This window comes from Litorivivens sp. (genome assembly GCF_041625495.1).
Taxonomy (GTDB): domain Bacteria; phylum Pseudomonadota; class Gammaproteobacteria; order Pseudomonadales; family Spongiibacteraceae; genus Litorivivens.
Genome location: NZ_JBFJTH010000006.1, coordinates 22,952 through 48,951 on the forward strand (window position 1 = coordinate 22,952; position 26,000 = coordinate 48,951).

The 26,000-nt window shown below is 54.0% G+C and carries 23 protein-coding genes; 9 read left to right on the plus strand and 14 right to left on the minus strand.

Annotation, left to right across the window (positions count from 1 at the left end):
• Nucleotides 1–38: 38 nt before the first annotated feature.
• Nucleotides 39–644, minus strand: a complete 606-nt coding sequence (locus tag ABYP39_RS01375) for a hypothetical protein (RefSeq protein ID WP_372780839.1) — start codon at nucleotides 642–644, stop codon at nucleotides 39–41.
• A 253-nt stretch (nucleotides 645–897) separates the two neighbouring features.
• Between ABYP39_RS01375 and ABYP39_RS01380 the strand changes: the two genes are divergently transcribed.
• Nucleotides 898–1,371, plus strand: a complete 474-nt coding sequence (locus ABYP39_RS01380) for an emopamil-binding family protein (protein WP_372780840.1) — start codon at nucleotides 898–900, stop codon at nucleotides 1,369–1,371.
• 88 nt (nucleotides 1,372–1,459) lie between these two features.
• Here the strand turns inward: ABYP39_RS01380 and efp are convergent, their stop codons facing one another.
• Both efp and earP read right to left on the minus strand, forming a co-directional pair.
• The gene (gene efp / locus ABYP39_RS01385) at nucleotides 1,460–2,032 is read right to left on the minus strand and encodes an elongation factor P (protein ID WP_372750572.1); all 573 of its coding nucleotides are present in this window, start codon (nucleotides 2,030–2,032) and stop codon (nucleotides 1,460–1,462) included.
• Between the two features lie 21 nt (nucleotides 2,033–2,053).
• On the minus strand, nucleotides 2,054–3,253 hold the full coding sequence (gene earP, locus ABYP39_RS01390) for an elongation factor P maturation arginine rhamnosyltransferase EarP (RefSeq protein WP_372750571.1): 1,200 nt from the start codon (nucleotides 3,251–3,253) through the stop codon (nucleotides 2,054–2,056).
• A 170-nt stretch (nucleotides 3,254–3,423) separates the two neighbouring features.
• Here earP and ABYP39_RS01395 point away from each other — a divergent pair, with 170 nt between their 5' ends.
• The gene (locus ABYP39_RS01395; RefSeq protein ID WP_372763956.1) at nucleotides 3,424–4,278 is read left to right on the plus strand and encodes a PA4780 family RIO1-like protein kinase; all 855 of its coding nucleotides are present in this window, start codon (nucleotides 3,424–3,426) and stop codon (nucleotides 4,276–4,278) included.
• A 17-nt stretch (nucleotides 4,279–4,295) separates the two neighbouring features.
• Here ABYP39_RS01395 and dbpA read toward each other — a convergent pair whose 3' ends face one another.
• Nucleotides 4,296–5,681: an ATP-dependent RNA helicase DbpA gene (gene dbpA, locus ABYP39_RS01400; protein ID WP_372749773.1), complete on the minus strand. Its 1,386-nt coding sequence runs from the start codon at nucleotides 5,679–5,681 to the stop codon at nucleotides 4,296–4,298.
• A gap of 312 nt (nucleotides 5,682–5,993) precedes the next feature.
• Here dbpA and ABYP39_RS01405 point away from each other — a divergent pair, with 312 nt between their 5' ends.
• From ABYP39_RS01405 to ABYP39_RS01425, 5 genes are all read left to right on the plus strand, one after another.
• A complete protein-coding gene (locus tag ABYP39_RS01405; RefSeq protein ID WP_372780841.1) occupies nucleotides 5,994–7,514 on the plus strand; it encodes a flavin-containing monooxygenase in 1,521 nt (506 codons plus the stop codon).
• A 21-nt stretch (nucleotides 7,515–7,535) separates the two neighbouring features.
• Entirely contained in the window at nucleotides 7,536–8,387 is an 852-nt protein-coding gene (locus ABYP39_RS01410; protein ID WP_372780842.1) for an SDR family NAD(P)-dependent oxidoreductase, read from the plus strand.
• Nucleotides 8,388–8,410: 23 nt separating this feature from the next.
• A complete protein-coding gene (locus ABYP39_RS01415) occupies nucleotides 8,411–8,821 on the plus strand; it encodes a GFA family protein (protein WP_372780843.1) in 411 nt (136 codons plus the stop codon).
• A 212-nt stretch (nucleotides 8,822–9,033) separates the two neighbouring features.
• Nucleotides 9,034–12,954: an ATP-binding protein gene (locus ABYP39_RS01420; RefSeq protein ID WP_372780844.1), complete on the plus strand. Its 3,921-nt coding sequence runs from the start codon at nucleotides 9,034–9,036 to the stop codon at nucleotides 12,952–12,954.
• Nucleotides 12,947–14,152 carry an EAL domain-containing protein gene (locus ABYP39_RS01425; protein ID WP_372748225.1) on the plus strand — a complete coding sequence of 402 codons (1,206 nt, stop codon included), beginning with the start codon at nucleotides 12,947–12,949 and terminating at the stop codon, nucleotides 14,150–14,152. The genes ABYP39_RS01420 and ABYP39_RS01425 overlap by 8 nt, the downstream gene beginning before the upstream one ends.
• A gap of 32 nt (nucleotides 14,153–14,184) precedes the next feature.
• On the opposite strand, the gene mscL is transcribed toward ABYP39_RS01425, so the two are convergent.
• Both mscL and ABYP39_RS01435 read right to left on the minus strand, forming a co-directional pair.
• Nucleotides 14,185–14,598: a large conductance mechanosensitive channel protein MscL gene (gene mscL, locus ABYP39_RS01430; RefSeq protein ID WP_372748224.1), complete on the minus strand. Its 414-nt coding sequence runs from the start codon at nucleotides 14,596–14,598 to the stop codon at nucleotides 14,185–14,187.
• A gap of 111 nt (nucleotides 14,599–14,709) precedes the next feature.
• Nucleotides 14,710–15,060, minus strand: a complete 351-nt coding sequence (locus ABYP39_RS01435) for a hypothetical protein (RefSeq protein ID WP_372748223.1) — start codon at nucleotides 15,058–15,060, stop codon at nucleotides 14,710–14,712.
• Nucleotides 15,061–15,212: 152 nt separating this feature from the next.
• On the opposite strand from ABYP39_RS01435, the gene ABYP39_RS01440 reads away from it, so the two are divergent.
• The gene (locus tag ABYP39_RS01440; RefSeq protein WP_372748222.1) at nucleotides 15,213–15,581 is read left to right on the plus strand and encodes a hypothetical protein; all 369 of its coding nucleotides are present in this window, start codon (nucleotides 15,213–15,215) and stop codon (nucleotides 15,579–15,581) included.
• Nucleotides 15,582–15,656: 75 nt separating this feature from the next.
• Here the strand turns inward: ABYP39_RS01440 and djlA are convergent, their stop codons facing one another.
• Nucleotides 15,657–16,427 carry a co-chaperone DjlA gene (gene djlA / locus ABYP39_RS01445; RefSeq protein WP_372748221.1) on the minus strand — a complete coding sequence of 257 codons (771 nt, stop codon included), beginning with the start codon at nucleotides 16,425–16,427 and terminating at the stop codon, nucleotides 15,657–15,659.
• A 282-nt stretch (nucleotides 16,428–16,709) separates the two neighbouring features.
• Here djlA and ABYP39_RS01450 point away from each other — a divergent pair, with 282 nt between their 5' ends.
• A complete protein-coding gene (locus ABYP39_RS01450; RefSeq protein ID WP_372748220.1) occupies nucleotides 16,710–17,069 on the plus strand; it encodes a DUF3127 domain-containing protein in 360 nt (119 codons plus the stop codon).
• Nucleotides 17,070–17,121: 52 nt separating this feature from the next.
• Here ABYP39_RS01450 and ABYP39_RS01455 read toward each other — a convergent pair whose 3' ends face one another.
• The 7 genes from ABYP39_RS01455 to ABYP39_RS01485 form a co-directional block, all read right to left on the minus strand.
• Nucleotides 17,122–19,128: a hypothetical protein gene (locus ABYP39_RS01455; RefSeq protein WP_372748219.1), complete on the minus strand. Its 2,007-nt coding sequence runs from the start codon at nucleotides 19,126–19,128 to the stop codon at nucleotides 17,122–17,124.
• Nucleotides 19,129–19,172: 44 nt separating this feature from the next.
• Nucleotides 19,173–20,399: an acetyl-CoA carboxylase biotin carboxylase subunit family protein gene (locus ABYP39_RS01460; RefSeq protein WP_372780845.1), complete on the minus strand. Its 1,227-nt coding sequence runs from the start codon at nucleotides 20,397–20,399 to the stop codon at nucleotides 19,173–19,175.
• Nucleotides 20,400–20,674: 275 nt separating this feature from the next.
• Nucleotides 20,675–21,775 (minus strand): histone deacetylase, encoded by a 1,101-nt coding sequence (locus ABYP39_RS01465; protein WP_372748217.1) that lies wholly within the window; start codon nucleotides 21,773–21,775, stop codon nucleotides 20,675–20,677.
• A 36-nt stretch (nucleotides 21,776–21,811) separates the two neighbouring features.
• Complete coding sequence (locus ABYP39_RS01470; protein WP_372780846.1) at nucleotides 21,812–22,354, minus strand: N-acetyltransferase family protein; 543 nt, start codon at nucleotides 22,352–22,354, stop codon at nucleotides 21,812–21,814.
• Nucleotides 22,355–22,557: 203 nt separating this feature from the next.
• Nucleotides 22,558–23,583, minus strand: a complete 1,026-nt coding sequence (locus tag ABYP39_RS01475; RefSeq protein ID WP_372780847.1) for an LLM class flavin-dependent oxidoreductase — start codon at nucleotides 23,581–23,583, stop codon at nucleotides 22,558–22,560.
• A gap of 210 nt (nucleotides 23,584–23,793) precedes the next feature.
• Entirely contained in the window at nucleotides 23,794–25,071 is a 1,278-nt protein-coding gene (locus ABYP39_RS01480; RefSeq protein ID WP_372780848.1) for a YncE family protein, read from the minus strand.
• Nucleotides 25,072–25,225: 154 nt separating this feature from the next.
• A partial coding sequence (locus ABYP39_RS01485) for a GDSL-type esterase/lipase family protein (protein WP_372780849.1) occupies nucleotides 25,226–26,000 on the minus strand: 775 nt, incomplete at its 5' end.

A 26,000-nucleotide genomic window follows, 5' to 3' on the forward strand; every position in this document is an offset into this window, starting at 1 on the left:
CCAGCGCTTAAATATCGTTTGCTAGCTGTTTGACTGGCCTAGGCGGCCGTTGTGTCCTTTACAGGCGCATCGTTTGCGTGCTCGACCACCTCGTAGTGCTCTGGTGTGTGTCGAATCACCGTGGATTTTAATGACTGGTTAGCGCGAAAGCTGACGGTCGCGGCGTGACGCGCTTCTTCCACCATTTTTGTTGTCTGATGGTAGATCAGCCCAAACCCTAGCGCCGATACAGCGCTTGCCAGGGCGAGCCCAATGACCCAGTGTCCGAGCAGGCTCAGGGCGATGAGCAATGTCAGTGCCAGGGCATTATAGATGAGCGAACCCGGCACCAGTGCTGCGCCAGTACCGCCGAGAAAACGATGCGACCCCTGCTCTTTGACGAAGCTTGTCAGCTCTTGGGGCGGGCGTTTGTTCTGCCCTTTTTTGCGAAGCATAACCACCACGCCCATGTCGGCGGTGTTGGCACCTTCCGGGATTTCTGCAATGCCCTGGCCAGCCGCTGATGTCACTACAAATTCACGGTAGCGGCTGTCGGTTGTGGTGCAGGGATAAATCGCAGCGCCCCAAAACAGATCAATCACAAATGGGCCATGACGGCTGGTATAGGTATGGGGTTTGTCGGACGACGGATGTGAAAATCGCATAACAAGGTCAACTCGTGTACATCTGTTGCATCCCTGCGCTAAAAATTGATTCCATGACAATGTATTCAGTGGTAAATGAAACCACGTGCACGCAAATAACATGCCTTCTTGCTTGCTGGATGAATCTGTCTGTGGGGATAGTGTAGCGGTTCAGTAAGATAGAATTATGACCGGTGTCTTAAATTCAGGCTGCGAAAAGGGTTGACCCCCAATCTCTGATAGGCTGGAACAATAATAACAACTGGAGCACGTTATGTCCCTCTATAAACGACCGGTCGATCTGTTGCTGTTTGCATTTTATTGTATCTCGGTAACCTATGGGCTGCTGTTTAGCTTGCCCGAAGCGCTGGGCGTGCCGGTAAGTCCGGACAGCCCGTGGCCGCCGCTGCAATGGCTTTATGAGTGGGCGGTGGCAGAGGAGCCGCAGCACCTCGACCCACCGATCACCTTGCTGGCCAGTACGACGCTCGACGGATTCGTGCATTCGCCCTTTCTTATCGTTCTGCTGTACGCGCTGTGGAAGCAGTGCAACTGGATCAGATTGTGGGCGCTGTTGTTTGCCGGGTCGTCGGTAACCAATATGTACTTCTATTTCTACGAAACCTTTAACGGTGCGCACCCGCCGCCCGATGTAGGCTACTACCTCGCCTTTAACCTGCCGTGGATGTTGATGCCGATGCTGCTGGCCTGGCGTATGTGGCCGGAGCATCCGTTTGATCGCCATTGACATGCGAGCGCTAAAACCACTGACGGTTGGGCGAGGTACTCGTCGCCCAACCGCAGGTCAGACCATTAAGCAAAGGCCGCTGTGAAAACTAGGCGGGTATCTTCGCGCGGCACTTGTATTCCGCCGTGCGCGAATCGATTTCGATCCAGTCACCGGTATCACAGAAGTCCGGCACTTTGATCTCGGTACCGTTGGCCAGCTTCGCAATCTTCATTACCTTGCCGCTGGTATCGCCCCGCGCCGCATCTTCGGTGTAGTCGATCTGACGTACGATAGTGGTGGGCAGGTCGACGGAAATCACTTTGCCTTCAAAGAATACGGCGTTGCATACGTCGCTCATGCCATCGACCAGAAATGGCAGTACGTTTTCAATATCGTCGGCCTGCAGCTCGTACTGGTTGTATTCTTCGTCCATGAATACGTACAGATCGTCAGCTTTATAAGAAAAGGTCGTGTCGATTTTGTCCAGACTGACAACGTCTACTTTGTCGTCAAACTTGTAAACCGTCTCGGTGGAAGAACCGGTGAGCAGATTTTTGAGTTTCATTTTCATGATGGCGCTGTTGCGCCCGGATTTGGTGTAGTCCGCTTTCTGAACTAACCAGGGGCTGCCATCAATGAGGACCACGTTGTGGGGCTTGATATCCTGAGCAGTTTTCATGATGCCTCCGGCGGCATGCAATCACGAGAGATTTCGCGGCGCGAATATTATCTGTTTTTCTGCAAAGGTCACTAGCTGTTGTGAAATATTTTTCTGGCGCGCCAGGTGATTACACCAGCGCTGTGCGTTGCCTTGAATGGCTGACCAGTGGGGAGACAGCCGAGCCCAGCTGTCAGCCAAATTCGCGCCTGTATTCCAGGCCAGCCAGAAATGCTTGAGCGCGTCTGCGGCATCAGCACTAAGGCCTTGTAAATAAAGCGTTAAAAACGCTTGGAGTTTGGGTTGGTGGGCGTCTTCCGGCTGCGGGTAGATATGCCATAGCATCGGGCTGCCAGCCCACTGGGCGCGTACAAAAGAGTCTTCGCCGCGCACAATGTTCAGGGCGCAACACCAGAGCAAACGATCGTAATCATCTTGGCTGAGAAACGGCAGAATGTGAATATCCAGTGCGCCGCGCTGGGCGCTATCGCCCGCACCCAGTGCGTCAACCCCAAGCCAGCGCTGAAGGTCTTGTAAAATCCGCCCTTGAGGCACGAGCAGATGCACGCGCTTGGGGGCCTGGCTAAGTGCGTCAAGCCAGCTATGGAGCCCAGGGTTCTCGTAACTGAACAGTGAAAAACATAAGGCGTCCTCTGGAAGGTGTAATCCAAGTCGATTGAGGAAGGCGTTCTTCTCACGGCGGTTAGACTGGAACTGATGACGCTGCGCGATCAAATTTTCCTCGCGCAGGAGGCCGCCGGTTTTATCGGTAAAGCCGGGAAAGAAAAAGTATTTTTGAAAACGGTTGCCCAACTTAGAGGTAAGACCGTGACACTGTTCTACCCAATCTTCTGCGCTTAAATATTCCAGATTCAGCCATAGTACGCGTGGGGTTGTAGTAGCCATGAGATCGAGGTATGGCGCGGGTAGGGTGCAACCGAAGGCCTCGACCACCACATCTGCAACCTGCTGCTGGCACCAGGTGTCGGGCCAGTACCGAACCTGCACGCCGTGGATGAGCTGGCTCTCACTGGTGAGGGTGAGTGAGGGCTCCATGGCGGTCAGCGCTGACAAGTCATCTACCCAGAGCTGCACGCTCTGGTGGTGTTCCTGAGCTAGCTGCCGCGCCAGACGCCAACTCACACCGATATCGCCGAAGTTGTCGATAACGTGACAAAAAATATCCCAGCGCAATGTCGGTTTAGGCGTGGCGGGGCGGGTGGGTGAGGGTTCGAAGGACACAGGGAGTCCCGCCTAGAATCAGGTAGTGGGCGGCATATTAGCAGGGAATCCTGAGTATGCAATTGCCGGCCATACCGGCTGGGGCCTATGGTGCTGCGGATGCCTATGCACGCAGCCGGTCCGCGTGAACAGGGGCTGAGTTTCGGCGGAATTTAGCGTATAAAGCACTCATGAAAATACCCAAACGATTGATACCCCTACTGGAAGACGGCCTGATAGATACGGTCGAGCGGCAGCTGCTGAGCGGAAAAGAAGCCACCGTCTATGTGGTGCGCTGTGGCGAAGAGTTGCGTTGCGCCAAAGTGTACAAAGATGTTGCCCAGCGCAGCTTCAAGCAGGCCGTGGAATACCGCGAGGGGCGTAAGGATCGCAACAGCCGCCGTTCCCGTGCCATGGAAAAGGGCTCCCGCTACGGTCGTCGCGAGCTGGAAGACAGTTGGCACAATGCGGAGGTCAATGCACTTTACCGACTGGCGGCCGCCGAGGTTCGAGTGCCCAAGCCCTATGGCTGTTTTGACGGTGTGCTGCTGATGGAGCTGGTGACCGACGAAGACGGCGATGTGGCGCCACGGCTAAACGACATCACCTTGACGCCGGAGCTTGCGCGTGAGGGGCACGGCTTGATGATGGGGTATGTGGTCCGCATGCTTTGTGCGGGGCTTGTGCACGGTGACCTTTCCGAGTTTAACGTGCTGATGGATGGCAGCGGCCCGGTGATCATTGATTTGCCACAGGCGGTGGACGCCGCTGGTAACAATCACGCGCCGACTCTTTTCATGCGCGACGTGAACAATATGACCCGCTACTACGGCCAGTTCGCGCCCGAATTACTGGCAACGGATTTTGCCAATGAAATTTGGGCGCTCTACGAAGCCGGTGATCTAAGCCCTGAAAGCCCGTTAACCGGTCAGTTTGAGCAAGAACTGCACAGCGCTGATGTGAACGCGGTGCTGGGAGAAATCGCCGCTGCCTATGAGGAAGAGCAGGAGCGATTGGAACGTATCAACGGCGATGCTGCGGAATAATTTCGACGATCAGCCCACTAGCTGATTTTGCGCAGCCGGAAGTTCCGGCCTTTCAGCTTCCCGTTCGACAGCTTGTTAAAAGCCCGCGACGCGTTGTCTCGGCTTACCGCCAGATAGCTGCGAGTATCGAAAATCTGAATTTTACCTACCGCTTTGCCATCTATACCGCCGTCGCCGGTCAGTGCGCCGAGGATGTCGCCGGGGCGTAGTTTCTGTTTCTTACCGCCGTCGATCTGAAAAGTCACCATGGGAGGTGTTGGCGGCGCCTGTTTCAAAACAGATTGTTTTGGCAGGGGCAGCGCATCGGCGATGGGATCGACGTCGATTTTTAACGCCGCTACCTTGTGTGCTTCGCGGGCGCTGAACAGGGTCAGTGCCAGACCGCTCTGGCCTGCCCGACCAGTACGGCCAACGCGGTGCACGTGCACCTCAGGGTCATGGGCAACCTGGTAATTAATAACTGCCGCCACCGCATCGATATCCAGTCCGCGCGCAGCCACATCGGTGGCAACCAGAACGGTGGCACTTTTGTTGGCAAAGCGCACCAGCATTTCATCGCGCTCGCGCTGTTCCAGATCGCCATGCAGGGCCAGTACACTGAAACCCCATTCCTTGAGCTGATCGCTGATGCTTTTCACTTCCTGTCGCGTATTGCAGAACACCACGGCGGATTCGGGTTGAAACTCCAGCAGAAGAAGGCGTAGCGCCGCGCGGCGTTCATCGTTACTTTCCACCCGGTAGAAGTGCTCAGGAATGCTGGCCTCGTCGTGATCGGTATCCACTGTGATCATTACGGGGTTGCTTAGTACGCGCTGCGCCATACTTTGAATGGCGTCGGGGTAGGTGGCACTGAACAGCAGGTTCTGGCGTTGCTTTGGTAGCGTCGCAATGATTTTGTTCAGCGTCTCCTCAAACCCCATGTCTAGCATACGATCTGCCTCATCAAGTACGAAGCAGTCTATATCTTGGGTTTTTAGTGTGCCTTTGCGCAGATGTTCTTCTACCCGCCCCGGTGTGCCGACAATAATATGCGCCCCGTGCTCGAGCGACCCCAGCTGTGGCCCAAACGGGGTGCCGCCACACAATGTAAGCACTTTGATGTTGTGAATAGCGCGCGCCAGCCGCCGAATCTCCACCGCAACCTGGTCGGCAAGCTCCCGAGTGGGGCACAGCACCAGTGATTGCACGCGGAACCGCTTCACGTCGAGCCGGTTTAGCAGCCCGAGGCCAAAGGCCGCCGTTTTGCCGGAGCCGGTTTTGGCCTTCGCAATCACATCGCGGTCAGACAACACCGGGGGCAGACTCTGGGCCTGAATCGGTGTCATCGCCGTGTAACCCATGGTGTTCAGGTTCTCGATCAGTTCCGGTTTGAGTGGTAATGATGAAAAGGTGTTGTCGTGCACTGCGGTTATCCTTTGGCGGGGCGAGCGGGCAAACAGCCGGCATGCTGCGAGGCGGGGGAGTAGAATTTGGCCACATCTTAACAGCGCTCGTCCCGAATGCTAGTGAATTCGGGCATTTGCGAGCGCTGTAGGCAGGAAAAGGGCTAAAAGGTCTTTAAAGGCGGCAAGTGTGTTCGTTAACAAGTCTTAACCCGTCCTGTGTTGCCGCGCCTGAGGGGGCGCGATAAAGTTCTTACACAGCTGTTACCCTTTTTGGGTCGAGGGCAAGGAAATGTCGGTTCGCCAATAAGTACTAATAAATCGGTGAGCCCAATGACCGTTGGCTGGGACGTTGAAGTTCAGGTCCACCCGTTTAATTCATCAGGTTTAATGACTATGTCGTCTGAGCAGACAATGCGTATCGCTATTATAGGCGCGGGGCCAGCGGGAATCGCCGCCGGCAAGGAGCTGTTGGAGAAGGGTTTTTCTGACTTCACTATCTTTGACGCCCTGGACGCTCCGGGTGGTACCTGGCGGTTGCACAGCTATCCGGGGCTGGCGTGTGATGTCTGGGCACACTCCTACAGCTTCTCTTATGCGCCTAACCCGGATTGGTCAGAAAGCTTTGTCGGCTTTTCTGAAATACAGGCGTATCTGGCTCGCTGTGCACGGGAGTTTGGTCTAGAGACGCACTTAATGCTGAACACGCGCATTACCAGCGCCCACTATCAGCGTGATGGCTCTTGGCTGCTCACCACCGAGAAGGGTGACAGCGACCGCTTTGATGTGGTGATCAACGCCATGGGAAATCAGCATACGCCCCTCTACCCCGACGTGCCCGGCATGGATTCCTTTGAAGGCGAGAGCTGGCACGGTACACGCTGGAATCATGACGTTAATCTTCGTGGCAAGCGTGTGGTGGTGGTTGGCTCGGCTGCCAGCGCGATTCAGATTGTGCCGGAGGTGGCGAAGGTCGCCGGACACCTGACAGTGCTTCAGCGCTCGGCCAACTGGATCATGCCCAGACGGAAGAAGGCCTACTCAACTTTGCAGCGCAGCCTGTTCCGCCGGTTTCCTTTGCTGGTAACGCTGCTGCGCAAATGGCAGGGCTTGCTGATGGGACAGGTCGAGTATGCTGTGACTGTCGGGCACAACCGGCAGACGCAGTTTGAAAACATGGTGAAAAATTTTATCCGGAAAAGTGTTGATGATCCGGCTTTACACGATGTGCTGATTCCCGATACGCCCTATGGCTGCAAGCGGGGGTTGGTTTCGGATGACTTCTATCCGGCATTGAACCGTGACAATGTCTCCTTGGTAGCCGCAGGTTTGCAGGAGGTCACGCCGACAGGAATCGTTACTTCCGACGGCGATACTATAGCCGCCGACATTATCATTTACTGCACGGGTTACCGTATTCAGGATTTCGATCGCATCGACGTGGTGGGCGAGAGCGGACAGTCGCTGGGAGACGTGATGGCCGATGATCCTCGTTCTCATAAAGGTATTGCAGTACCCGACTTTCCCAATTACTTCTTTGCCGTTGGACCCAATGGAGTGGTTTTGAACGTGTCCTACTTTTTGTCAGTAGAGCAAAACGTGGCGACGATTGTGCGCTTGTTGGGCGAGATGCGACGCAGTGGCAAAAAAACCATGAGTGTTAAGCGTGACGTTTTTGAGCAGTACAACGCGTGGATGGCTGATCGTTTTGAACGTTTCTCGTGGGGTGCTAGCACGTGCAACAGCTACTATCGCAATGCAGCCGGTCATGCGCCCTTCCTGTTTCCCGGAAATTTTCGCGAGTATCAGGAAATACAGAAACAAAGTAGCTTGTCAGATTATCAGTTAGGCTAGTGGCCGAACTCAGGAGATAGAATGATGGAAGATTTTAGCGGCAAAACAGCTGTTATAACAGGGGCGGCTAGCGGCATTGGCCTGGAGTTGGCGAAGATATTCGCCGAGCAGGGCATGAATGTTGTGTTGGCTGATATCGAGCAGCAGCGGCTGGACGAAGCCGTTGCCGAGGTTGCAGCTCTGGGTGTGGAGGCCATTGGTGTGGTCACCGACGTAGGCGCTGGCGAATCCGTTGCAGCACTCTGTAAAGCGAGTGTTGACCACTTTGGCAGTGTACAAGTGCTCTGTAATAACGCGGGTGTTTATACCGGTGGCCAACTTTGGGAGCAGACCGAAGATGATTTTGAATGGCTTATGCGGGTGAATCAGTGGGGGATTATTCACGGCATCCGCCACTTTGTCCCACAGATGATCAAGCAGAGTGACGACTGTCATATTGTTAATACATCTTCCATGGCGTCGATGTGTACTTTGCCTTTTGCGGGTATTTACCACATGACAAAACATGCGGCGTTGGCGCTCAGTGAATGTCTTTTTCATGAGCTGTCCATGATGGCACCGCAAATCAGCGTGTCATGCTTGTGTCCTGAGTTAGTGAATACCGGTATTGCCACCTCAGCTCGCAATCGTCCTGACGAACTCGCGGATCAGAACCCTACTGAAATGCACGCGATGTCGATGGCAGCTATTACCGATGCGACGGCCAATTCATTACACCCACGCGCGCTAGCTGAGCGGGTGTTGGCGGCGATTCGGAATAAGACCTTTTATATTCTGCCTCCGCAAGATAATCCCTGGATGGTCACCGCAGCGAGTCGGCTCGAGGATCTAAAGTTGCGGCGTAATCCAACCTTTGCGCCGCCGGCTATATAACGCCTGCTCATGGGGAAACTATAATGGACAATAAAATCACCGGTGGTTGCCACTGCGGCCAGTTTCGCTACGAAACCTCGTCGGAACTGATAGCACCGCACTATTGCCATTGCGGTGATTGCCGCAAGCTCTATGGTACCGTGGGTGCTGGCTTTATTGTGTTGGAAGATCAGACCACGGTATCGGGTGATATCGCTGTGTATGAAAGTGTGGGGGATTCGGGTAACTGTAAAAAACACCTGTTTTGCCCGGTATGTGGAACACCTATCGGAGAGCGTGTGGACGCATTCCCCGGCACCTTGGTGTTTACCCCAGGAACATTAGATGAACCTGCACGTTTTAAACCTGAAGCCCATTTCTGGGTCAGTAGAAAAGCGCCCTACACGAACTTGAATGACACACTGACGAAGCTGGATACGCAACCAGAAGGTTGAGTTCTGATCTGGCTGCCGGCACCTGTCCGTTGTAGGCAATCCCCCGTTTTGTTCGCGAGCTGTACTTCTAATCCGTGTACTGCCCTATCCCCGTAGGGATTAGTACATACGGGTGTCAGGTAAAGACTTCCAGCCACTGCGGTTTCCGCGAATTATTTAAGCTAGTGCCATCCCTATAATGTCGTTGAAATTATCGACGTGCAGAAATAATAATGACGTTTAACTGTCTTCTCGCAAGCTGGGTCTCGCAACGCTCACTGATACAGAAGTTCGCACTATGGTTGGGAATCGCGTTGGGCTACTTTGTGTTGGCTCAACTGGGAAAGTTGCTAGCGATCTCACCAGGTTATGTATCCCCGGTCTGGCCGGCAGCTGGATTGGCAACGGCGAGCTTGTTGCTTTTCGGTCGCGGCTACTTAACGTCCATCTATCTTGGTTCTTTGGCATTTAATCTGGCCATTGAATTCTCAGAATCGTCATTGCGCATTGGCCTGATCGCGTCGACGGGCTCAGCGCTGCAGGCCTATGTATCTGCAACAGTTGCCAGACGGATGATTGCTTCAGGCTGTACCTTCCGCAACGAGCGTTCTATCTGGCAGTTCATGCTATTGGCGGCTGCATGTTCTGCTGTCATTGGAGCAACGGTGGGCACGGCGGCCTTGGTCCACAGTGGGTATGTTTCCTCCGACGCTCTGTTTTTCCAGTGGGCTGCCTGGTGGGGTGGTGACGCAGTGGGTATTGCGGTTATCTGCCCGCTGATACTTCTAGTATCGGCAAATATCAAATTATTCTCCCGTGAGTTTTCAATGCTGATTGCGTCAGCAACCATGGTTCTGGTGTTCGTGGCGGCCGGGCACATTGCGTTGAACAAGTATCAAGAACAGTCAGCGATTGCTGAGTTGAAAGAGAACTCGGGCTTTCTTTCCAAACGAGTATTTCGTGAAATTGAATCGACCATTGCGCCCGTAGGCTACCTGCAGCGACTGATGTCCATTCAGAAATCCATAACCGAACGGGAATTTCAGGAGTTCTTCGGTAGAGAGCCCCGACATGAAGCGGTGATGGCTTTTGCTTGGGCACCTTTGTCTTCAGGTGGAGAAGGATACATGACCCTCCCGATCGATTACCTCCATGCCGGTGAGGAATTGCTTTTCCTGAACGGTACCGATGTCATGCCTTACTATCGACAAGCCTACGGGGCGAGTTCGTTGTTCGAGCCTCTGGGTAACAGATTGCTCGGGGCAATATCATTTCAAAACCTTGATCAGAGATACGCCATAGCGTTCCACCCGGTGTATGTCGCGTCAGAAGATGACGCTGGTTCTAGATTGTCCGGATTTCTTTTGGCTTTTGTAGGCTTTGACGAACTGTTCAAAAACTACGAACGCGAGGCCTACAAAGCATCACTGGAAATTACGTTGTCAGTGGTTAATTCAGATCTTGAGCTCTACACCTACGGCTCTTCAGCTAGCTATATGTCGGAGATCAAGTGGGCGGAAATGCTCGAAATTGACGGCAGTGAAATTGTCGTGCAAACGCAGCCAACGACCAATCACAGGCATTCCATGATTGGTGTAACGAACTATCTTTACATTCTGCTCTCGGTCATCTGCACGATCCTAGTGGCAGCGTCCAATATTGCCTCCGGGAGTCGCGCGAAAATAAGTCAGAATCTGGTGCTTGATCGCACACGACAGCTCCAGGAAGAGTTGGCGGCGCGGAAGATAGCTGAATCCGAACTGAAGGCTACGCAAGGATTGGTAGAGACTGCAGTGGATATGGCCCAGCTTGGTATCTGGGAGATTGATGTAGCCAAAAACTGTTTTATTTTCACCGACAGACTGCTCGCTATGTTGGGTACTTCGGCTGAAGAGATCGGCGGGCACACGCTATCCCTGGGACGGGTATTTCATACATTTTTTGACAAAGACGACACTAAGCCGGCGATCGAAATGTTACTTAGTGCAATGGAGAATAAAAGGCCGCACTTTGAATTGTCGCACGGGATCCATAATGCCGAGACCGGTATGCGGTACTTTGAATCTCAGTGTTCAGTTAGCTACGATGACAGCGGCAAGCCTACATGGGCTATGGGTGTCAGTCTCGACGTTACTGAAAACCGTCTCCGATCTGAAAACCTGAAAAAAGCAAAGGAAGAAGCGGAGCGTGCTAGTGCCGCTAAATCCAGTTTCCTGGCGAGAATGAGCCATGAAATAAGGACACCCATGAATGGCGTTATTGGCATGCTTGAGGCGCTTAGCCATAGCAAGATGTCCTGGGACGATATGCGTTCAATCACGTTGGCGCGTGAATCTGCAGGAACCTTACTCGATGTTATCGACGAAATACTTGATTTTTCCAAGATCGAGGCTGGTGAGCTTTCCTTGGAGAAAAAACATTTCTCGGTAACGCGCGGTGCGGAGCTATGTTTTAACCTGCTTAATGGCATGGCGTCAAAACATGATGTAACGCTCAACTTTTACACGTCTCCCAGTCTACCCAGGACGATGCTTGGTGACCCTTATCGACTACGCCAGGTGATTATTAATCTGGTAGGCAATGCGATTAAGTACACTGACAAATCGCGTCCAGGGGTTGTCGATTTTGTTGCATTCCGCCAAGACAATAATCTGGTTATGAAGATTTCTGACAATGGCATTGGTATTTCGGAGAGTGTTCTTCCTCAGCTGTTCAGGCCGTTTGCGCAAGCCGACGAATCAACTACGAGGCTCTATGGTGGTACCGGTTTGGGATTGTCGATTTGTAGCGAAATTGTTTCATTGATGAATGGCGAGATAACCGTGTCTTCTGAAGTGGGTAGGGGAACCTGCTTTACTGTTCTTATTCCTCTCTCTTCACCTACCTTCGATCCAATACAGCACGTGGAAGAGCCGCGAAGTGATCTGCTTATGATTGGTCTGTCTAGGGAGCTCCGCGGCCAGTTGTCACAGGACCTTGCGCTTTACTCAAATCTCAGGGCAGTGGCTATTGAAAATGTTGACGATCTGCAGCTTTTTAGTGGCTCTCTTTCAGAGAGCTTTCTACTGATTGGCTGCGTTAGTGAGTTGAGTCGTGGTGTTGCGGACCTTTTGGGTGAGATAGAGCGCGGTGCGAAAGGCGTTATTGCATTGGGCGATGCATGTTCAGTGATCGATATCACAAGACAATCTCGGCACCGAACTAACTTTGGTAGCGTTGTTATTAGCCCCCAAAACCTGGCGCGTAGTATTACCACTCTGCTTCATGACGTCGGCGGTCCATGCTACCAGTTTAGCGACTATTTTAATGGGCCTGGAACATCTGCTGTTGACGAAAAGTCCGAAGTTTGTCGGAGCCCACAGCGCGGGAAATTGCTCGTTGCCGAAGATAATGAAATGAACATTAAGGTGATCGACAAATTGCTTTCTATCATAGGTTATGAGGCAGATTTTGCGCGCAATGGCAATATCGCGTTTAGTTACTGGCAGCACAATCAATATGACCTTGTTATTACAGATCTACATATGCCTGAGATGGACGGCTATGATTTGGCAAAGGCGATACGAAACCAGGAATCAGATGGAACAGTTACGCCGATTATTGCACTGTCTGCCAATGTGACAGCTGTGGATATCGAGAAGGCGAAAAGTGCAGGTATTAATACGTATCTGACCAAGCCAATAAGTATTGACGAGCTTAGCAGTGCATTGCAAAAAAATATTGAATCCAAGAGCGATAAATTGTCGGACAGAAAAGTAAATGTAGCGCTAGATAAAAGTAACGATGGTGCAGCTATAGATCTTGATGTTTTTCGTTCGCTTATGCCCCTCGATGAAATATCAATACGGGAGTTTCTCACCGAGTTTGTGAGTAATGCTAAAGATATCGTCGGTGAGATTAATGAAGCAGTTGGTTCTGATAGTCCGGGCCAGGTGAAGATGATGGCGCATAAGCTTAAGTCTTCCTGCGCTACCATCGGGGCGATGGCGATGCATCGAGCGTGCCTTGATATTGAAGAGTTGTACGGCGACTTCTGTGAAAGTAATAAAGGACTTATTAGTAGTCTTGAGTCGGAGTTTGAAAAGACCATCGCTTTCGTTAACGAGCATAATCGTCAGCCGATAGCAGAACAGTTTGGAGAAAGCTATGCATAGTACCAACCCTAAGATACTGGTTCTCGACGATGACCAGTTCATTCTTTCTTACATCCGTGCAATTCTAAAATCTTATGATGATGCGAGTTTTCATGCGCGGGCGACAGACGCACTTGACGCGATTGATAGTGGTGCTGATGCGCCGGATATTGTGATCCTCGATTTAAATATGCCTGAGATGGATGGTATTCAACTGGTATCAGCGTTACAGGATAGGAATTTTCAGGGTAGTGTCATCCTGATAAGCGGTGTTGACCAGCGGTTGCTGGAAACCTCTACCGCGATAGTCGCCAGGCATAATATTAGGGTTCTGGGTTGGCTGAGTAAACCGGTCGTCGCCGAAAAACTCCTGCAGCTGGTCAGTGCCTGGAAGCCTGAAGATGGTAGCAGCACGCGACCGACCCGAACCCAGTTTAGTTCGGGTGAATTGTCCATTGCCATGCGCGACGGGGAATTGCTCAATGCCTATCAACCGAAGGTTGATATGCTGACTGGCAGTGTTACCGGTTTTGAAGCACTGGTACGCTGGAATCATGCTGATAAGGGTATTGTAGGGCCCGATCAGTTTATACCCGCTGCCGAAGAGAGCGGGTTGATTAGTGGTTTAACTGATCTTGTTCTCGAAAATGCGCTGCGTGATCTGAATCGCTGGACAGCCTGGGGTTGGAATCACAGCGTTGCGGTGAATCTGTCGATGTTGAATTTGGCAGACCCGAAATTGCCCGACAAAGTGAGTCGCGTTGCCGCACGCTATGGTATTAAGCCAAGTAGGATAACGCTCGAAGTTACCGAAAGCGCGATAGTCGACGAAACCTGTGTCGCCATTGATTCGCTGACCAGGCTCCGTCTGAAAGGGTTTCACGTGTCGATTGATGATTTCGGTACTGGCTACTCGTCCATGGAAAAGGTGCGGGATATCGCATTTGATCAGCTTAAGATTGATCGCGGCTTTGTTACTTCTGCAAGCGACGACAGTACCAAAGCATCGATCTTTACCGCCAGCCTGGATTTGAGTCGATACCTGGGTATGAACACCGTAGCCGAAGGAATTGAAACCGAACGGGATTGGTCATACGTGCGCGATTCCGGGTGTCAGACGGGGCAAGGTTACTATATCAGTAAGCCCCTGTTTGCCGGCGATGTTCCGGATTGGATAGGCATGTGGGGTCGCGATGGCGGCGCAGCGAGAGCAGGTTGAGGTGGTGCTCTACGTGAGTAGTTGGTGTAATACTACTTGGTCATCGCATCGCGTATTTCCCGAAGCAGTATAATTTCCTCAGGCGTTTTTGGTGGCTCTTTGGGGGCTGACTCTTCCTTCTCCTTCATCTTGTTAATGGCCTTAACCAGCAAAAATACCGCAAAGCCAACAATCAGAAGTGTTATGCAGTTGTTTATAAATACGCCGTAATTAATCGTGGCGGCACCCGCAGCCTGGGCTGCCGAGAGCGAGGCGTAGGTTTCCCCGTCAAGGGCGACAAACAGGTTTGAAAAATCGATACCGCCCATCAGCATCCCGATCGGCGGCATGATGACATCGGCGACCAATGATTTCACCACGGTGCCAAAGGCCGCACCAATGATAATACCGACGGCCATATCGATCATATTGCCCTTCATAATGAACTTCTTGAATTCATCAAGCATTGGAAACACCTCAACAGCAATTCAGTGATAACAAGCTTTCAGTATAGTTCACGTGGCTGGTTTTGCAGGGCGGGGTGATCAGTGACGGGGCCGTTGGCCCCGGTGCTGAGGTTACGCTTCGCTATCAAGTCGCCAGGTGCAGGCAGAGGCGTGGCTGTAGTTTGTGTGCGGGTCGTCGTGGCTGGGCACTGCGGCTGCAGGTGCTGTGAATTGCTCGTGTTCCTGTTTTGCGGCATGTCGGAATACGCCAACGGTGAAGAAGATGCCGCCGAGAATCAGCAGGTGGGCTGCCCACACGTAATGGAAATAGAATATTGATAGAAAGGATAGTGAAAATACCATGCTCCACATCCAGGCAAGTGCTTGCATAACCTGATGTTGCGAAGCTAAGTCCAAGTGGTGAAGAGGGTTTTTTCGGCTATCCATCACCAGCTCGTAGCTTTCCAAAATGAATTTTCTCATGGCGGTGTCTTCCTTAGGTTTCCCTTTAGGGTATCGTACGAATAGCGGGGCGCTGTGGATCAGTTGCAGACTGGCGTCGGGGCAATGGTCGCGGGCTAAGCGCTGCGCCACCATTAGTAAATTATTGTTTGTTATGGTCAGGGAGAACGGTTGTGCATCTCGGTTACCTGGCATTTTCTGCTAGCGAAGAAGCGTTGATGCTCCGCAATAGCCATGCATTTCGCATTGAGATGTTTGTGTTGCGCAATGATGATTCAAGTTACAGCTTGGTGGCATTGTCTGCCCGTGCATCGGGCGCTGGGTTGCGGGCGAAGGTGCAGGGGCCATACCAAACTCGTGCGCTGGCGGTTGCTGCCCGGTCGGCCATAGCCAATGAGTTGATAGCGCGACGTTTTGAGGTTGATGCCGACGGGCATCCGTTTTGGCGTGTCCGCGCGCAGCGGGAAATCCGCGAGGTGCGAAACAAGCGGCAGGAGAATATTCCAGATTGCCGCTTTGATCCAAACGATGTTTATTGGTGAAGCCGAGGGTTCAGTCGTGTTACTGCGTGCCTGAGCGGGGCCTGTTGTGTGGTGCGGCCAACTGCGCCGCCGTAATCACGCTGTTCGCGAGCGCTTGATCAACTCATACGCAGCCTGTATTTCCTGAGTTTGCTGCTTGCCGAGTTCGATCATGTCATCGGGCACACCCTGGCCCATCAGTTTGTCTGGGTGGTATTGGCTCATCAGTTTGCGGTAAGCCCGCTTTAACTCCTGATCACTGCAGCTTTCGTCGACACCCAATGCCTTGTAGGCGTCAGCCAGCTGATTCTGGCTAGTCTGACCGGGGGCAAAGTGGGTTTGGTTCAGTGTGCGCTCAAGTATCTGCCGGAACTGCGTATCACTAAAGCCCAGCTGCCGAGCTATATCAGCCAGCAGTGCTTCTTCTGCCGCATCAAAGTCGCCGTCAGCCAGCGCAATCACCACCAGGAAGACCAGCAATACCTCCGGCAAGTTGGCTGTGTGACCACAGGTGCGCCTGAACTCCTGAATCACTGTGGATACGTCGTAGTCAGGCCCGGAGCCTTGTTTAAACCACTCAATAGCCTGTTGCCGCTGCTCAGCTGACATTTTCAGCTGGCGCATAAATGCTTCAGTGTGGTCTATTTCTGCTTGCGAAATATGGCCATCTGCTTTGGCGAGTTTGCCCTTAAGTGTGAAAATGGTCTGCAGAAATACCTGCTGGCGGTGATTGCGCGTCAGCGGGTTTGCCCCGCCCAGGCCGAGCATGCGAACTCTGTCGTAGGCGCTGCCTATAAAGAACCCCAGCAGGGCGCCCAGAAATCCGAACACCCAAAAGCCGATCAGTGCGCCTATTACTTTGAACATCAGTATCCTCAAAACTAGCCTGTGTGGTTTGTGCGGTGGTGCGATGTGGGCAGTAGTGTACTGAATTTCAGCGTGTTTTATGCGGCCGAGACCGGGATTTCCCCGATGCGTCGAGTTAGAGGGTAGAAATTCAGTATACTGTGCCGCAAATCATGTCTGTTGAGCGATGCTACCTCGATTGTTGGAGCGGGCGGCTAACGGAGCAGATTGGCCGGCCAGATCCGTTGGGTGACTCGACTATTTGCATCAAAGAACCACTATTTTTACGGCTAAGGGAGAAGTATGTCTTACGAATTAACGGGCAAAATCAAGCTGATACAGGAAACCCAAACGTTCAGCAGCGGTTTCACAAAGCGCGAAATGGTTGTCACCGTAGAAGATGGCAATTACCCGCAGGATATCAGCTTGGAGTTTTTGAAAGACAAGATCAGTCTGTTGGACGGCCTCAACGCGGGGCAGAGCGTCACCGTGACATTTGATATTCGAGGGCGTGAGTACAACGGCCGCTATTTTAATAACCTGGTTGGCTGGAAGATTCAGGCTGATACCGGTGCTGGCGACAGCGGGAACTATCCGCCGCCGGTTGAAGAAAACCCCTTTGACTCGCCGTTTGACCCTGCTGACGACGATATTCCCTTCTAGTCACCGGTCTGTTCAGCTGGTTGCCTTCTGGGTGGCCCCAAAAACGCCTGCGCTAGCTCGCGCCGGCGTGCAATTCCTCGGCTGGCAAGCGACTGGCGCCCCAGCTGCGGCGTATATGATCCATCACCTGGTCAATCTCTTCGCGGCTGACGTCGGCCAGCTCGTCGCGTTCTAAGGGGTCGTAGTGATAGATATACAGGCGCGACAGGAACTGCTCGAACGGCAGTGAGGCTTCGCCAAAGCGTTCCCCATTTCCGGCGGTGCTGACGGTGACGCCATCCCCCCAGTTTTGCCCGCTGTCGTTGTTCGGGTTATAGAAATACACACGCATGCAATCTTGCGGATCAAGCGCAACGCGTAAGATGGTAATGGCGTGCCAGCCGATGAATCGGGCGGCGCTGTCGGTGACCGCAATGCCGGCGGGCTGCGGATGAATAAGCGGCTGGTTGCCGTTGTAGTAGGGGTGACAGGTGGCATAGAAGTGGCGGATAAACTCGTCCAGATCAATCAGGGCGCCGGTGTTCACGTCGACATTGATGCGAAACCCTCGGCCAGACCACCAACCGTGAAATTCCGGGTTGACCCAGCGGTGGGGGTCGCCCTCGCGACCAATGCAGCGACGGCCCATTTCCGCGTAGATGCGATCCAGGTGCGGTACAACCAGCAACGACACCGGGTCTAGATCAATCGGCAGCAGGCTGGCGACCCCACTCTGGCTTTCGCGCGAGGAAATCGGTTGCCCTTCAAAGTGCATGATGATTTCGTCATCGCGCGCCGCCCAGGCCACCATCTGCAATAAATAGTCCGGATCGTTGTAGGCCCACATCGACAATGCGCGGGCCGACTGGCAGGTCGGGTTGTTGCCCTGGCCAACGCCCAGCGGCAAGCCCAGCATGCACATAACGCCTTCCAGCAGGTAGGCCTCAGCGCTGACGCTATCGCCGAAGGCCAGCCGCAGCCGCTCGCGCGCAACCGGTGCCAGCGGTAGCCCGAGTTGCCGCCACATGGCCGGCGAGACGGCCGGCTGATAGAGAATCCCACGTTCAAGCAACAGCGATAGGCCGTAAATGCCCTGACAGGTAGCCGGAAACACGCTGGCGCGGATCAGTTCGTGCACCAGGGAGCGATAGCACAGCAGGCAATCGCGGCCGGTGCTGGATAGGCCCAGTGCTTCTACCAGCAACTGCTCGTCATTTTCCAGCAGATGGCGTACCAGCACGCCGTGATAGGGCGATACCAGCCCGGTGTCGTGCATGGCCCGCGCCATACCGGTGGCTTCGCTCTGCAGTGCGCTGGTATCCATGTAATCGAGTTTTTGCTGATACTCCTCGACACCGGGGTCTTCGCGACAGGCCTGGGTTGGGCCGAACAGGCTGCTCACCAGCCGGTCTGCGCCCTGGCCACTGCTGCCAAGATCTATCTCGGGGTTGGCCTGGCAGATCGCAATCTGGGTGATCATGTGTTTGACGGCGTCAACCTGAATCGGTCGTTGCTGCAGAATGCGCCAGATTTCCTCGATCAGCTTATCGATGATGTGTTCGTAGCCAATGCTGGTTGCCAGGTGTTCCAGCAGGCGGTGTGGCAATTCAGCCAGCCGCCCCATCTGTTCGCGCTCGGCTTCACCGGGGGCGGTGAACAGCAGCGAGAGATTGACCGCCAGCACTTGTGTAAGGAAATGATGCGCCTGCTCAGCAGACATATGTGGGTGTTGATATTCGCCGAGCGCCACCGCCAGCAGCCGCAGCTGGCTGAGAATTTCAATAACCAGGGTATCGGCATTGGGCGTGCGCAGGGTGGTGGCGGTCAGCGCGGGCAGAAGTATCTGTGGTTCGGCCCAATCACTGCCATGAAACAGGCCGGCACTCTCGATGTCCTGCGATCGAGCCTGTAGCGCTGCACAGCCGCCCTCGACACAGATGACCCGGCGGGCCGTATCAAGCACCCTGGGCAACTTGCCGGGCTTGGCAAAAGCCGGGGCCTGCGCCAAGGCGGTAACGGCTGCCTCAAGTCGGGTCAATAGCAGTGCCAGCTTGTCGTTGCTGTTGTCAGGCTCTACCACACACACTCCTTAACTACTCAGGTATTCATGCCCTTATCCAGGCATTATACATAGTAGTCGAGGTCTTCCTGCCGCTTGAGCAATCTATGCATTTCGGCGGCATTGTCACCCACAAAGTAGACCAGGCCCCAGTGCGTACCAAAAGCGGTGCGTTTGGTCACTATTTCTTCCAATGGCTGGGTGAGTTCATGCGACTCGAAATAGGGGTGGTCTTCGGTCTCCTGCGGAATCTCCAGCTGGCTGACAACGCGAAGGCGCGGGTAGACACCGAAGCAGCCGGCATAACCGGTGGCATCTTCCACTTCTTTCGGGAAGTAGGCTTTCACTTCTTCTTCGGTGGTTTTCGGGTCAAACACCATAAAGCTGGCATGGTATGCGTTAAAGCCGGGATAGACTCGCTCCAGCAGTTCGAACACTTTGAAGTCGGGTGGTCGGTAAGCCACTTCGCCAAAATACATTTCACTGTCGCTGGTGACGAAGTATTCGGGGTGGATCATGCCAAATTCGATATCGAAGGTTTTAATCAACTTATTGATCTGTTCGGTAATTTGCGGCCGGTATTTCTCCAGTTCCGGTGACGCGGGAACGTGCACCGAGTAACCCAGCGTGACGTATTCCGAAATATTCAGGAAGCAGATCTTGCCGTTGTGAATCCAGGCTTCAACCGCGAACTCCCAACCATCGAGATGTGATTCCATCAACGCGGGAAACTCTTCGTCGGGAATGCCATCAACATCATCAGGCGTGCGAATCACCCGGTGGCCAAGGCAGCCAGCCTTGTCAAAGGCTTTGAAATGAATGGGGTCGTTGAGATCGCCGTCGAGCTTGAGCAGCGTTTGGTTTACACGTTTGAGGAAACGGGTTACGTCTTCACGGTCGTGAGCTTCTTCAAAAATACCAACGCGTATGCCGCCAAGCTGCGCGCGTCGTTTCATCAGCGATTTATCGCGCATCAGCATGGCCTGACCGAGCAAGCGTGGATTGTCGAGTAACACAGAGTTGATTGCTCCGGCCCATTCGACGGTTTCCTCGAACAAGGGGATTGCAACATCAACACCCATTTCTTTCAGTGTTTGTGCGATCTCCATCGAGCGATCGTTCAGTCGTTCGAAATTCCAGGGCAGGTAGGGAATATCGTTATTTTCGCAATACTCCTGCGCCCACTCGGGGGCAACTACAACATACCTGCGATCGAATGTTGCGGCGGCTTCCACGGCGTTGGGAGCCCAGCCGAGAAGTGCTATGTAACCCTTATTGGGATCTTTTTGCATAAATTTCTCCAGGCGGTGGCAGATAGGGACGTGAGTGCCGTCAGCGGAGCAGAAGCGAGAGCGTCAGCGCAGGACAAAGCCGGTAAAGATAGCGTTTGTTACAAGCCGGCCTTTATAGGTATCAGTCGTGAGCTAGTGGCGAGACTGCGGCGTCGACAACAGCGGCGTTTTTTGTAAATTAACATTGGTCACCGTACAGCATAGTAGATCACATGGCTAATTTCCGTTTGGTAGTTGTTGGGTAATTAGCGCCGGCGCCATTTGTCATGCCGATGTCAGTCGTCTTTAAACGCGTCGAGGTGAAACGCTGCGGCGGCTTCAACTTCACCGACACCGCGCTCAACAAGTTCCTCCGGAGGTTCGCCACCCGCCAGAACCTGCAGTACCGTGTGCACCCCGCGCGAGAGGGATTTCAGGTCGTAACCGCCTTCCAGCACCAGCGCCAGCTTGCCGTCGCAGTGCTTGTCGGCGATACCCTGAACAATGCTGGTAAGCATCGCAAAGCCATCATAGGTAAGGTTCAGGGCCATATCATTGCGGTGGGGATCAAACCCCGCAGAAATCAGTACGAGGTCTGGCTCAAAATAATCGGCAGCGGGAATCAATATGTCGCGGAAGGCCTTTTCAAAAGCGATGTCGCCTGTGTCTTCCGGGATCGGCACGTTGATGGTGTAACCCTCGCCAAGTCCGCCCCCCACTTCGTCAAGATCGCCAGAGCCGGGATAGAATGGCGCCGCGCAATGAATATCGAAAAACAGTACGTCGGGGTCGGCCCAGAAAATATCCTGGGTGCCATTGCCGTGGTGCGCGTCCCAGTCGACGATAAGAATGCGCTCGCAACCCAGTTTTGCCTGCGCGTGCGCCGCAGCCACCGCCACATTATTGAATAGGCAGAAGCCGCGCGCCCTCACCGGCTCGGCGTGGTGGCCCGGTGGGCGTACCAGCGCAAAGGCACTTTGAGATTCGCCCTTTACCACGCATTCAACCGCAGCGATGGCATTGCCCGCTGCTGATGTAGCTGCCTTGATGGAATGTTCTGATACTGCGGTGGTATCGCGGTCGAGCCAGGCCGGTTTTCCTTCCAGTGAAAAAATGTGATCGAGGTAGGCGGTGGTGTGAACACGCCCCAGCTGATCATAACTGGCATGGGGGCCACTGTTGAATTGCAGGCCGGGTATGGGCTCTGCGTCGAGCAGCTCCTTGATGGCGCTCAAGCGCCCCGGGTGTTCCGGGTAGCTCCATTTAAAGTCCAATTCTTTAAGAATATTTCTGACGCGCTTTTCTACCCGACTGGGCAGAAAGGGCAGATCGACTTGCGGGTTATGACCGAGCATGACGTCGTCATAAAACACGGTGACACTGCGATCCCCTAACACTGAGCACCTCCTGCTGGAAATGTATGTAAGCGTTTTCTATGCACCCGTTGTCAGCTTCGCTTTAACCTGGTTTGTAAAGGCCGCTGCGCGAACGCCGGTCACTTCAAAACCCAGCCGCTTCCACGTGGCGTCGGCCTCTTTGTTTGAAATAGCGTACTCGAGAATAAGTTCCGGTACATCTCGCTTCTCGGCGAATGCGATCAGCGTCTTTAGCATTGAGCTGAAAATGCCCAGCTTGCGGAATTCCGGTTCAACCCAGATATCATCGATGACGCCAGACTTGAATTCGTGATCGGCTGCCTGTTCCCAGATGCCCTGGCTGCGCCAGACATAAATATAGGCCATGCCTACAAGGCCGGTGTCTGGCAGCTCGGCCACCACCACCAGTTTGTCATTGTCGACGAGCGCTGCCGCGAGAAATTCCATTAAGCGCGTTCGTTCTTTCTTTTTGAGTTTTTTGGGCGCAGCGCCGGCCACGTGGAGAGCCAGTTTGGCGAGAAAGCCCACCAGTACCGGAAGGTCGTCTTCCTGAGCTTTGCGTATGACCAGATCGTCGCGGTTGCGCTTTCTATTAACCATGGGACGCCACCTGTATTCGAAGAACAAAGGGGGGCTGTTCGCGTAATCACTGCTAGGTGATTGGTGCCCGTAATACCGATAGCCTTACATTCTCATGTATAGGCCCAATCTGCCAACTATTCTGTAGTGATCCTGGGTGCAGGGACTGCTTTGTGTTTAGCGCGGTTAAGCGACAAGCCGAAGTTAGCAGGTGTGGTACCCAGTCAATCTGTGATTGCTTGAAGGGCGTGTCCCCAGCGGGGAATGCAGGTGCGCGGTACGTGCGGTAATACCAGTTGCTTAAAAAGCTCCAGCATCTTCCAGCCTTTCTCGGGCGGGGCGCCGCCAAATAAAGGTGTTAGATAGAGCGAGCTGTGATCTCCCAGTGTGTTAACCAGCGTGATGGCGTCTTCCGGCGTCAGCACTTGATAGGCGCCACTGTTGCGCACGGTTTCCGCTGTCATACCGCCAGCGTAGGGGCCCATGGGTTTGCCGTAGGCTTCAGCCGTCCATTGGCTGTAGGAATCAAGCACATGCAGGATATGCGGCGCGAGCCATTCCCACTCGGCATCCGGGTCTTCCGATACCCATAACAGGGTTGGTCCCTGTTTGGGATAGGCGCCCGGATCGGCTTTACCCAGATTCAAGCACTCCTTCCGGTAAGGTCGCCAGACTTTTTCGCTAAAGAGCGGAACAAGAAAGCCGTCGGCCATCGCGGCCGCGGCACGGGCTACTTTAGGCGCTGCACCGCCTAGCAGAATGGGAATGGGAGTGCCGGGTACCGGCAGCACCTGACAGGGACGCCCGCGATACTGGAACGGCTGTCCGGTCCAGGCCTGTTTAAGAGTGTTGGCCGTTTCTATCGTAAAATCAAAGCGATCTTTCAGCTCGCGGCCAAACATCGCGAACTCTGCGGGGCGGTAGCCAAAGCCAAGCCCCAGTTCCACACGCCCCTGACTCAGTATCTGCAGCACCGCAAGATCTTCTGCCAGACGGATGGGGTCGTAGCAGGACGCCAGCAGCACCGCTGTACGCAGCCGAATCTGCTGTGTGCGGGCGGCCATAGCCGATGCCAACGTTAAGGGTGAGGGGTTATAGCCATCTTCAGAACGGTGATGTTCCCCGAGCCCAATAACATCAAAGCCAGCATCATCTGCCCATTCGGCCATGTCCAGCGCGGCTGAATACAGGGCTTCACTGGGCGCGCCGAAAGCCGGGGCCCGCATGTCAAAAATCATGACCAGTTCCATGAACTCTCCGCGTATTATTTGTGTGGTATGCGTGCGTTGAATGCTGGCGCGATGCCGAGCTATCTCCCAAAAGGGCATGCTATGCCACTAGCGTGGGCGTTGCAGTAGGCTAAGGTTACGGAAAGATAAAATATCGGCGAGACCGCGGCCGGGTCTCGCGATGGGGTAGACCTGCCGAGCAATTGCTTTGGGCAGGGGGTGAGAAAAGGATTACTTGGGTAACAGCAACTTGCCTGTGCGAATACGCTGCGGGTGATTGCCCACCGGTACGCTGGCCACCTGTTCAGCGGTTTCAAAATCGATAACGACGACGCGATCCTGCTCGCTGCTCGATACATAGCAATGCTTGCCGTCCTCACTTTCGGTGGACCAGTAAGGCTTGGAACCCAGCGGCTCTTCAGACAGGGTGACAATGGTGTAGTCGAAACTTTTGCGGTCAACAATAGCCGCATAGCCTGACATGGTTGCTGCTACACAGAGCTTGGTGCCAGCATGGTTCAGCGCCAGCCCGTGGTGTGCGGAATTGAGCTGATACTTACGCAGTGGCAGCGCCGCAATCTGCGGAGGCACCGGCAGATCGACATGGCGGGTAATGCGGTGTTCCTTCAGGTTATATTCAAAGAAACCGTGGAAAAACGAAATCTGCAGATAAGCGTAGCTTTCGTCCGGCATCACCGCCATCGGGCGCACCGCTGAATCCACCCAGTCCATACCGTACTCTTCAAGCTTTGTGCGCATATCCACGGTCTTGAGTACTTCGTAGGTGTTGGCGTCGGCAATCACAAAGCGGCGCTCGCCTTTCAGCCAGTCCAACCAATCGGATGTGGTGGGTACAAACACGCGGCCTATAGACGCGTGGTAGATGCGTTGGCCATCTTTGGAGTAGTTGCTTTCGTGGGGCTGATCGCCCGGATAAAAGTTGTCTACGATCTTGCCGGTGGCGGTATCAATCGCGTGTACCACGCCGCCCGTAGAGGCAGAGATCAGAAAGATTTTGCCGTCTGGCGATAGCGCGGCGTGGTCTGAGCGAACGCCTTTTACCTTGGTGCGCCAGGCGATTTTGCCGGTTAGAACATCCAGGGCGATAGCATCGGCAAAGCTGGGGCGAGATACATACAGATAGCGACCGTCTTTAGAGGGGAAGAGATCGTCAACCAGCTGGTCATGGCCCTCGCCAATCACGGTGCGGATAAAACGCGCCGCAATACGGCGATAAAGGCTGTCGTTGATTTCTGCAAAGCGCTCGTCAATATCCGGCACTAAGTTGTACCGCGCTAATACCTCAAATGTTTTTGGATCAAACACTTCCGCGGTGCCATCCCAATTGCTACCTACCACAACCGCACTGCGCAGGTTGGTCGCTGCGGCGTTCACCGGTGTATTGGCTGCCAGCTCAGGGCCAACGGGTTCCAAGGGCCGGGAGGCTAGAAACAGGACGATGGCAATGGCCGCCAGAAGTGACAGCAGCAGAATCTTGATCAGTCGCATAGTGAAATCTCTTGGTTGTCGCAAAAGGCGCTGCGAGAGCACCTGAATGTTGGCAATGATAACAAGATGTGCGGCAAGGGATTGTAAAGTTGGCGACACTTCCTCCAATGCGCTTTCTGGAAGGGCGCTCGCCCTGCGGACGCCATTGCAAACATTAGTTGGCGCTGGTGGGCGCCGGGAGGGCTATCCAGTCGGCAAGCGGGGTGATATCTGACCAGAGTTGATGCCCTGCATCGTTGCTGTGAATGCTGTCGCCGCTATTGTATTGCGGTAGAAAGGTCAGGCCGCCGGGCGCCTCCACTGCAGCGTTGTAGTCCACCACGCCGTCGCATTCGCCACTGTTAAGTATCCACTCATTGAGTTCGGCCCGTTCTCCGTTCAGGTTGGCCGGGCTGGATTGGGCCCCTGGAATCCAGGTGGGACAGAACACGTTGATACCGCGGCTATGGGCCTCGCTGATCACGGAGCGGTAGTTTTCGATAATCTCCTGTGCCGAGCGCGATGACAAATCATTGGTCACCCAAACCACGACCGAGCTAACGCCAGTAGTGCTCCAGATGTCGGTCGCCATCCGGTCCCGACTGGCGGCTTCCAGCGTATCGCCACCGACCGCACGGGTGACAATGGTGTGCCGTTGCCCGTGAGGAACTTCATTGAGCATGCGTACCGAGAGCAGGTCACTGACCCGGCGGTACGCATTCTGTGAAGTGTTGTAGCCGTGAAAGCTGGAGCTGCCCAGAAATGTCATAACGCCAACGGCCTCGTCGGTTAACACATCGACGCCATGTAGTGCATAGGGTCGGCAGCCGTTGCAGATCAGGGGCGTGCCGGGTGGTACCTGGCCGGGCCGGTCATCGATAAGGATGAAATCGGTCCCACTTTCATCGGCCACATCGTTGCCGCTGTTGTCGGCAAGTTTGTAGGACTCA

Bases quoted from the DNA above. Each gene is read 5' to 3' on its own strand.
- ABYP39_RS01375 (WP_372780839.1), bottom strand. From the start codon at position 644: ATGCGATTTTCACATCCGTCGTCCGACAAACCCCATACCTATACCAGC.
- ABYP39_RS01405 (WP_372780841.1), top strand. From the start codon at position 5,994: ATGACCGTTGGCTGGGACGTTGAAGTTCAGGTCCACCCGTTTAATTCA.
- ABYP39_RS01410 (WP_372780842.1), top strand. From the start codon at position 7,536: ATGATGGAAGATTTTAGCGGCAAAACAGCTGTTATAACAGGGGCGGCT.
- ABYP39_RS01450 (WP_372748220.1), top strand. From the start codon at position 16,710: ATGTCTTACGAATTAACGGGCAAAATCAAGCTGATACAGGAAACCCAA.
- efp (WP_372750572.1), bottom strand. From the start codon at position 2,032: ATGAAAACTGCTCAGGATATCAAGCCCCACAACGTGGTCCTCATTGAT.
- ABYP39_RS01415 (WP_372780843.1), top strand. From the start codon at position 8,411: ATGGACAATAAAATCACCGGTGGTTGCCACTGCGGCCAGTTTCGCTAC.
- ABYP39_RS01380 (WP_372780840.1), top strand. From the start codon at position 898: ATGTCCCTCTATAAACGACCGGTCGATCTGTTGCTGTTTGCATTTTAT.
- ABYP39_RS01460 (WP_372780845.1), bottom strand. From the start codon at position 20,399: ATGCAAAAAGATCCCAATAAGGGTTACATAGCACTTCTCGGCTGGGCT.
- ABYP39_RS01475 (WP_372780847.1), bottom strand. From the start codon at position 23,583: ATGGAACTGGTCATGATTTTTGACATGCGGGCCCCGGCTTTCGGCGCG.
- mscL (WP_372748224.1), bottom strand. From the start codon at position 14,598: ATGCTTGATGAATTCAAGAAGTTCATTATGAAGGGCAATATGATCGAT.
- ABYP39_RS01425 (WP_372748225.1), top strand. From the start codon at position 12,947: ATGCATAGTACCAACCCTAAGATACTGGTTCTCGACGATGACCAGTTC.
- ABYP39_RS01420 (WP_372780844.1), top strand. From the start codon at position 9,034: ATGACGTTTAACTGTCTTCTCGCAAGCTGGGTCTCGCAACGCTCACTG.
- ABYP39_RS01480 (WP_372780848.1), bottom strand. From the start codon at position 25,071: ATGCGACTGATCAAGATTCTGCTGCTGTCACTTCTGGCGGCCATTGCC.
- ABYP39_RS01395 (WP_372763956.1), top strand. From the start codon at position 3,424: ATGAAAATACCCAAACGATTGATACCCCTACTGGAAGACGGCCTGATA.
- djlA (WP_372748221.1), bottom strand. From the start codon at position 16,427: ATGTTCAAAGTAATAGGCGCACTGATCGGCTTTTGGGTGTTCGGATTT.
- ABYP39_RS01435 (WP_372748223.1), bottom strand. From the start codon at position 15,060: ATGAGAAAATTCATTTTGGAAAGCTACGAGCTGGTGATGGATAGCCGA.
- ABYP39_RS01470 (WP_372780846.1), bottom strand. From the start codon at position 22,354: ATGGTTAATAGAAAGCGCAACCGCGACGATCTGGTCATACGCAAAGCT.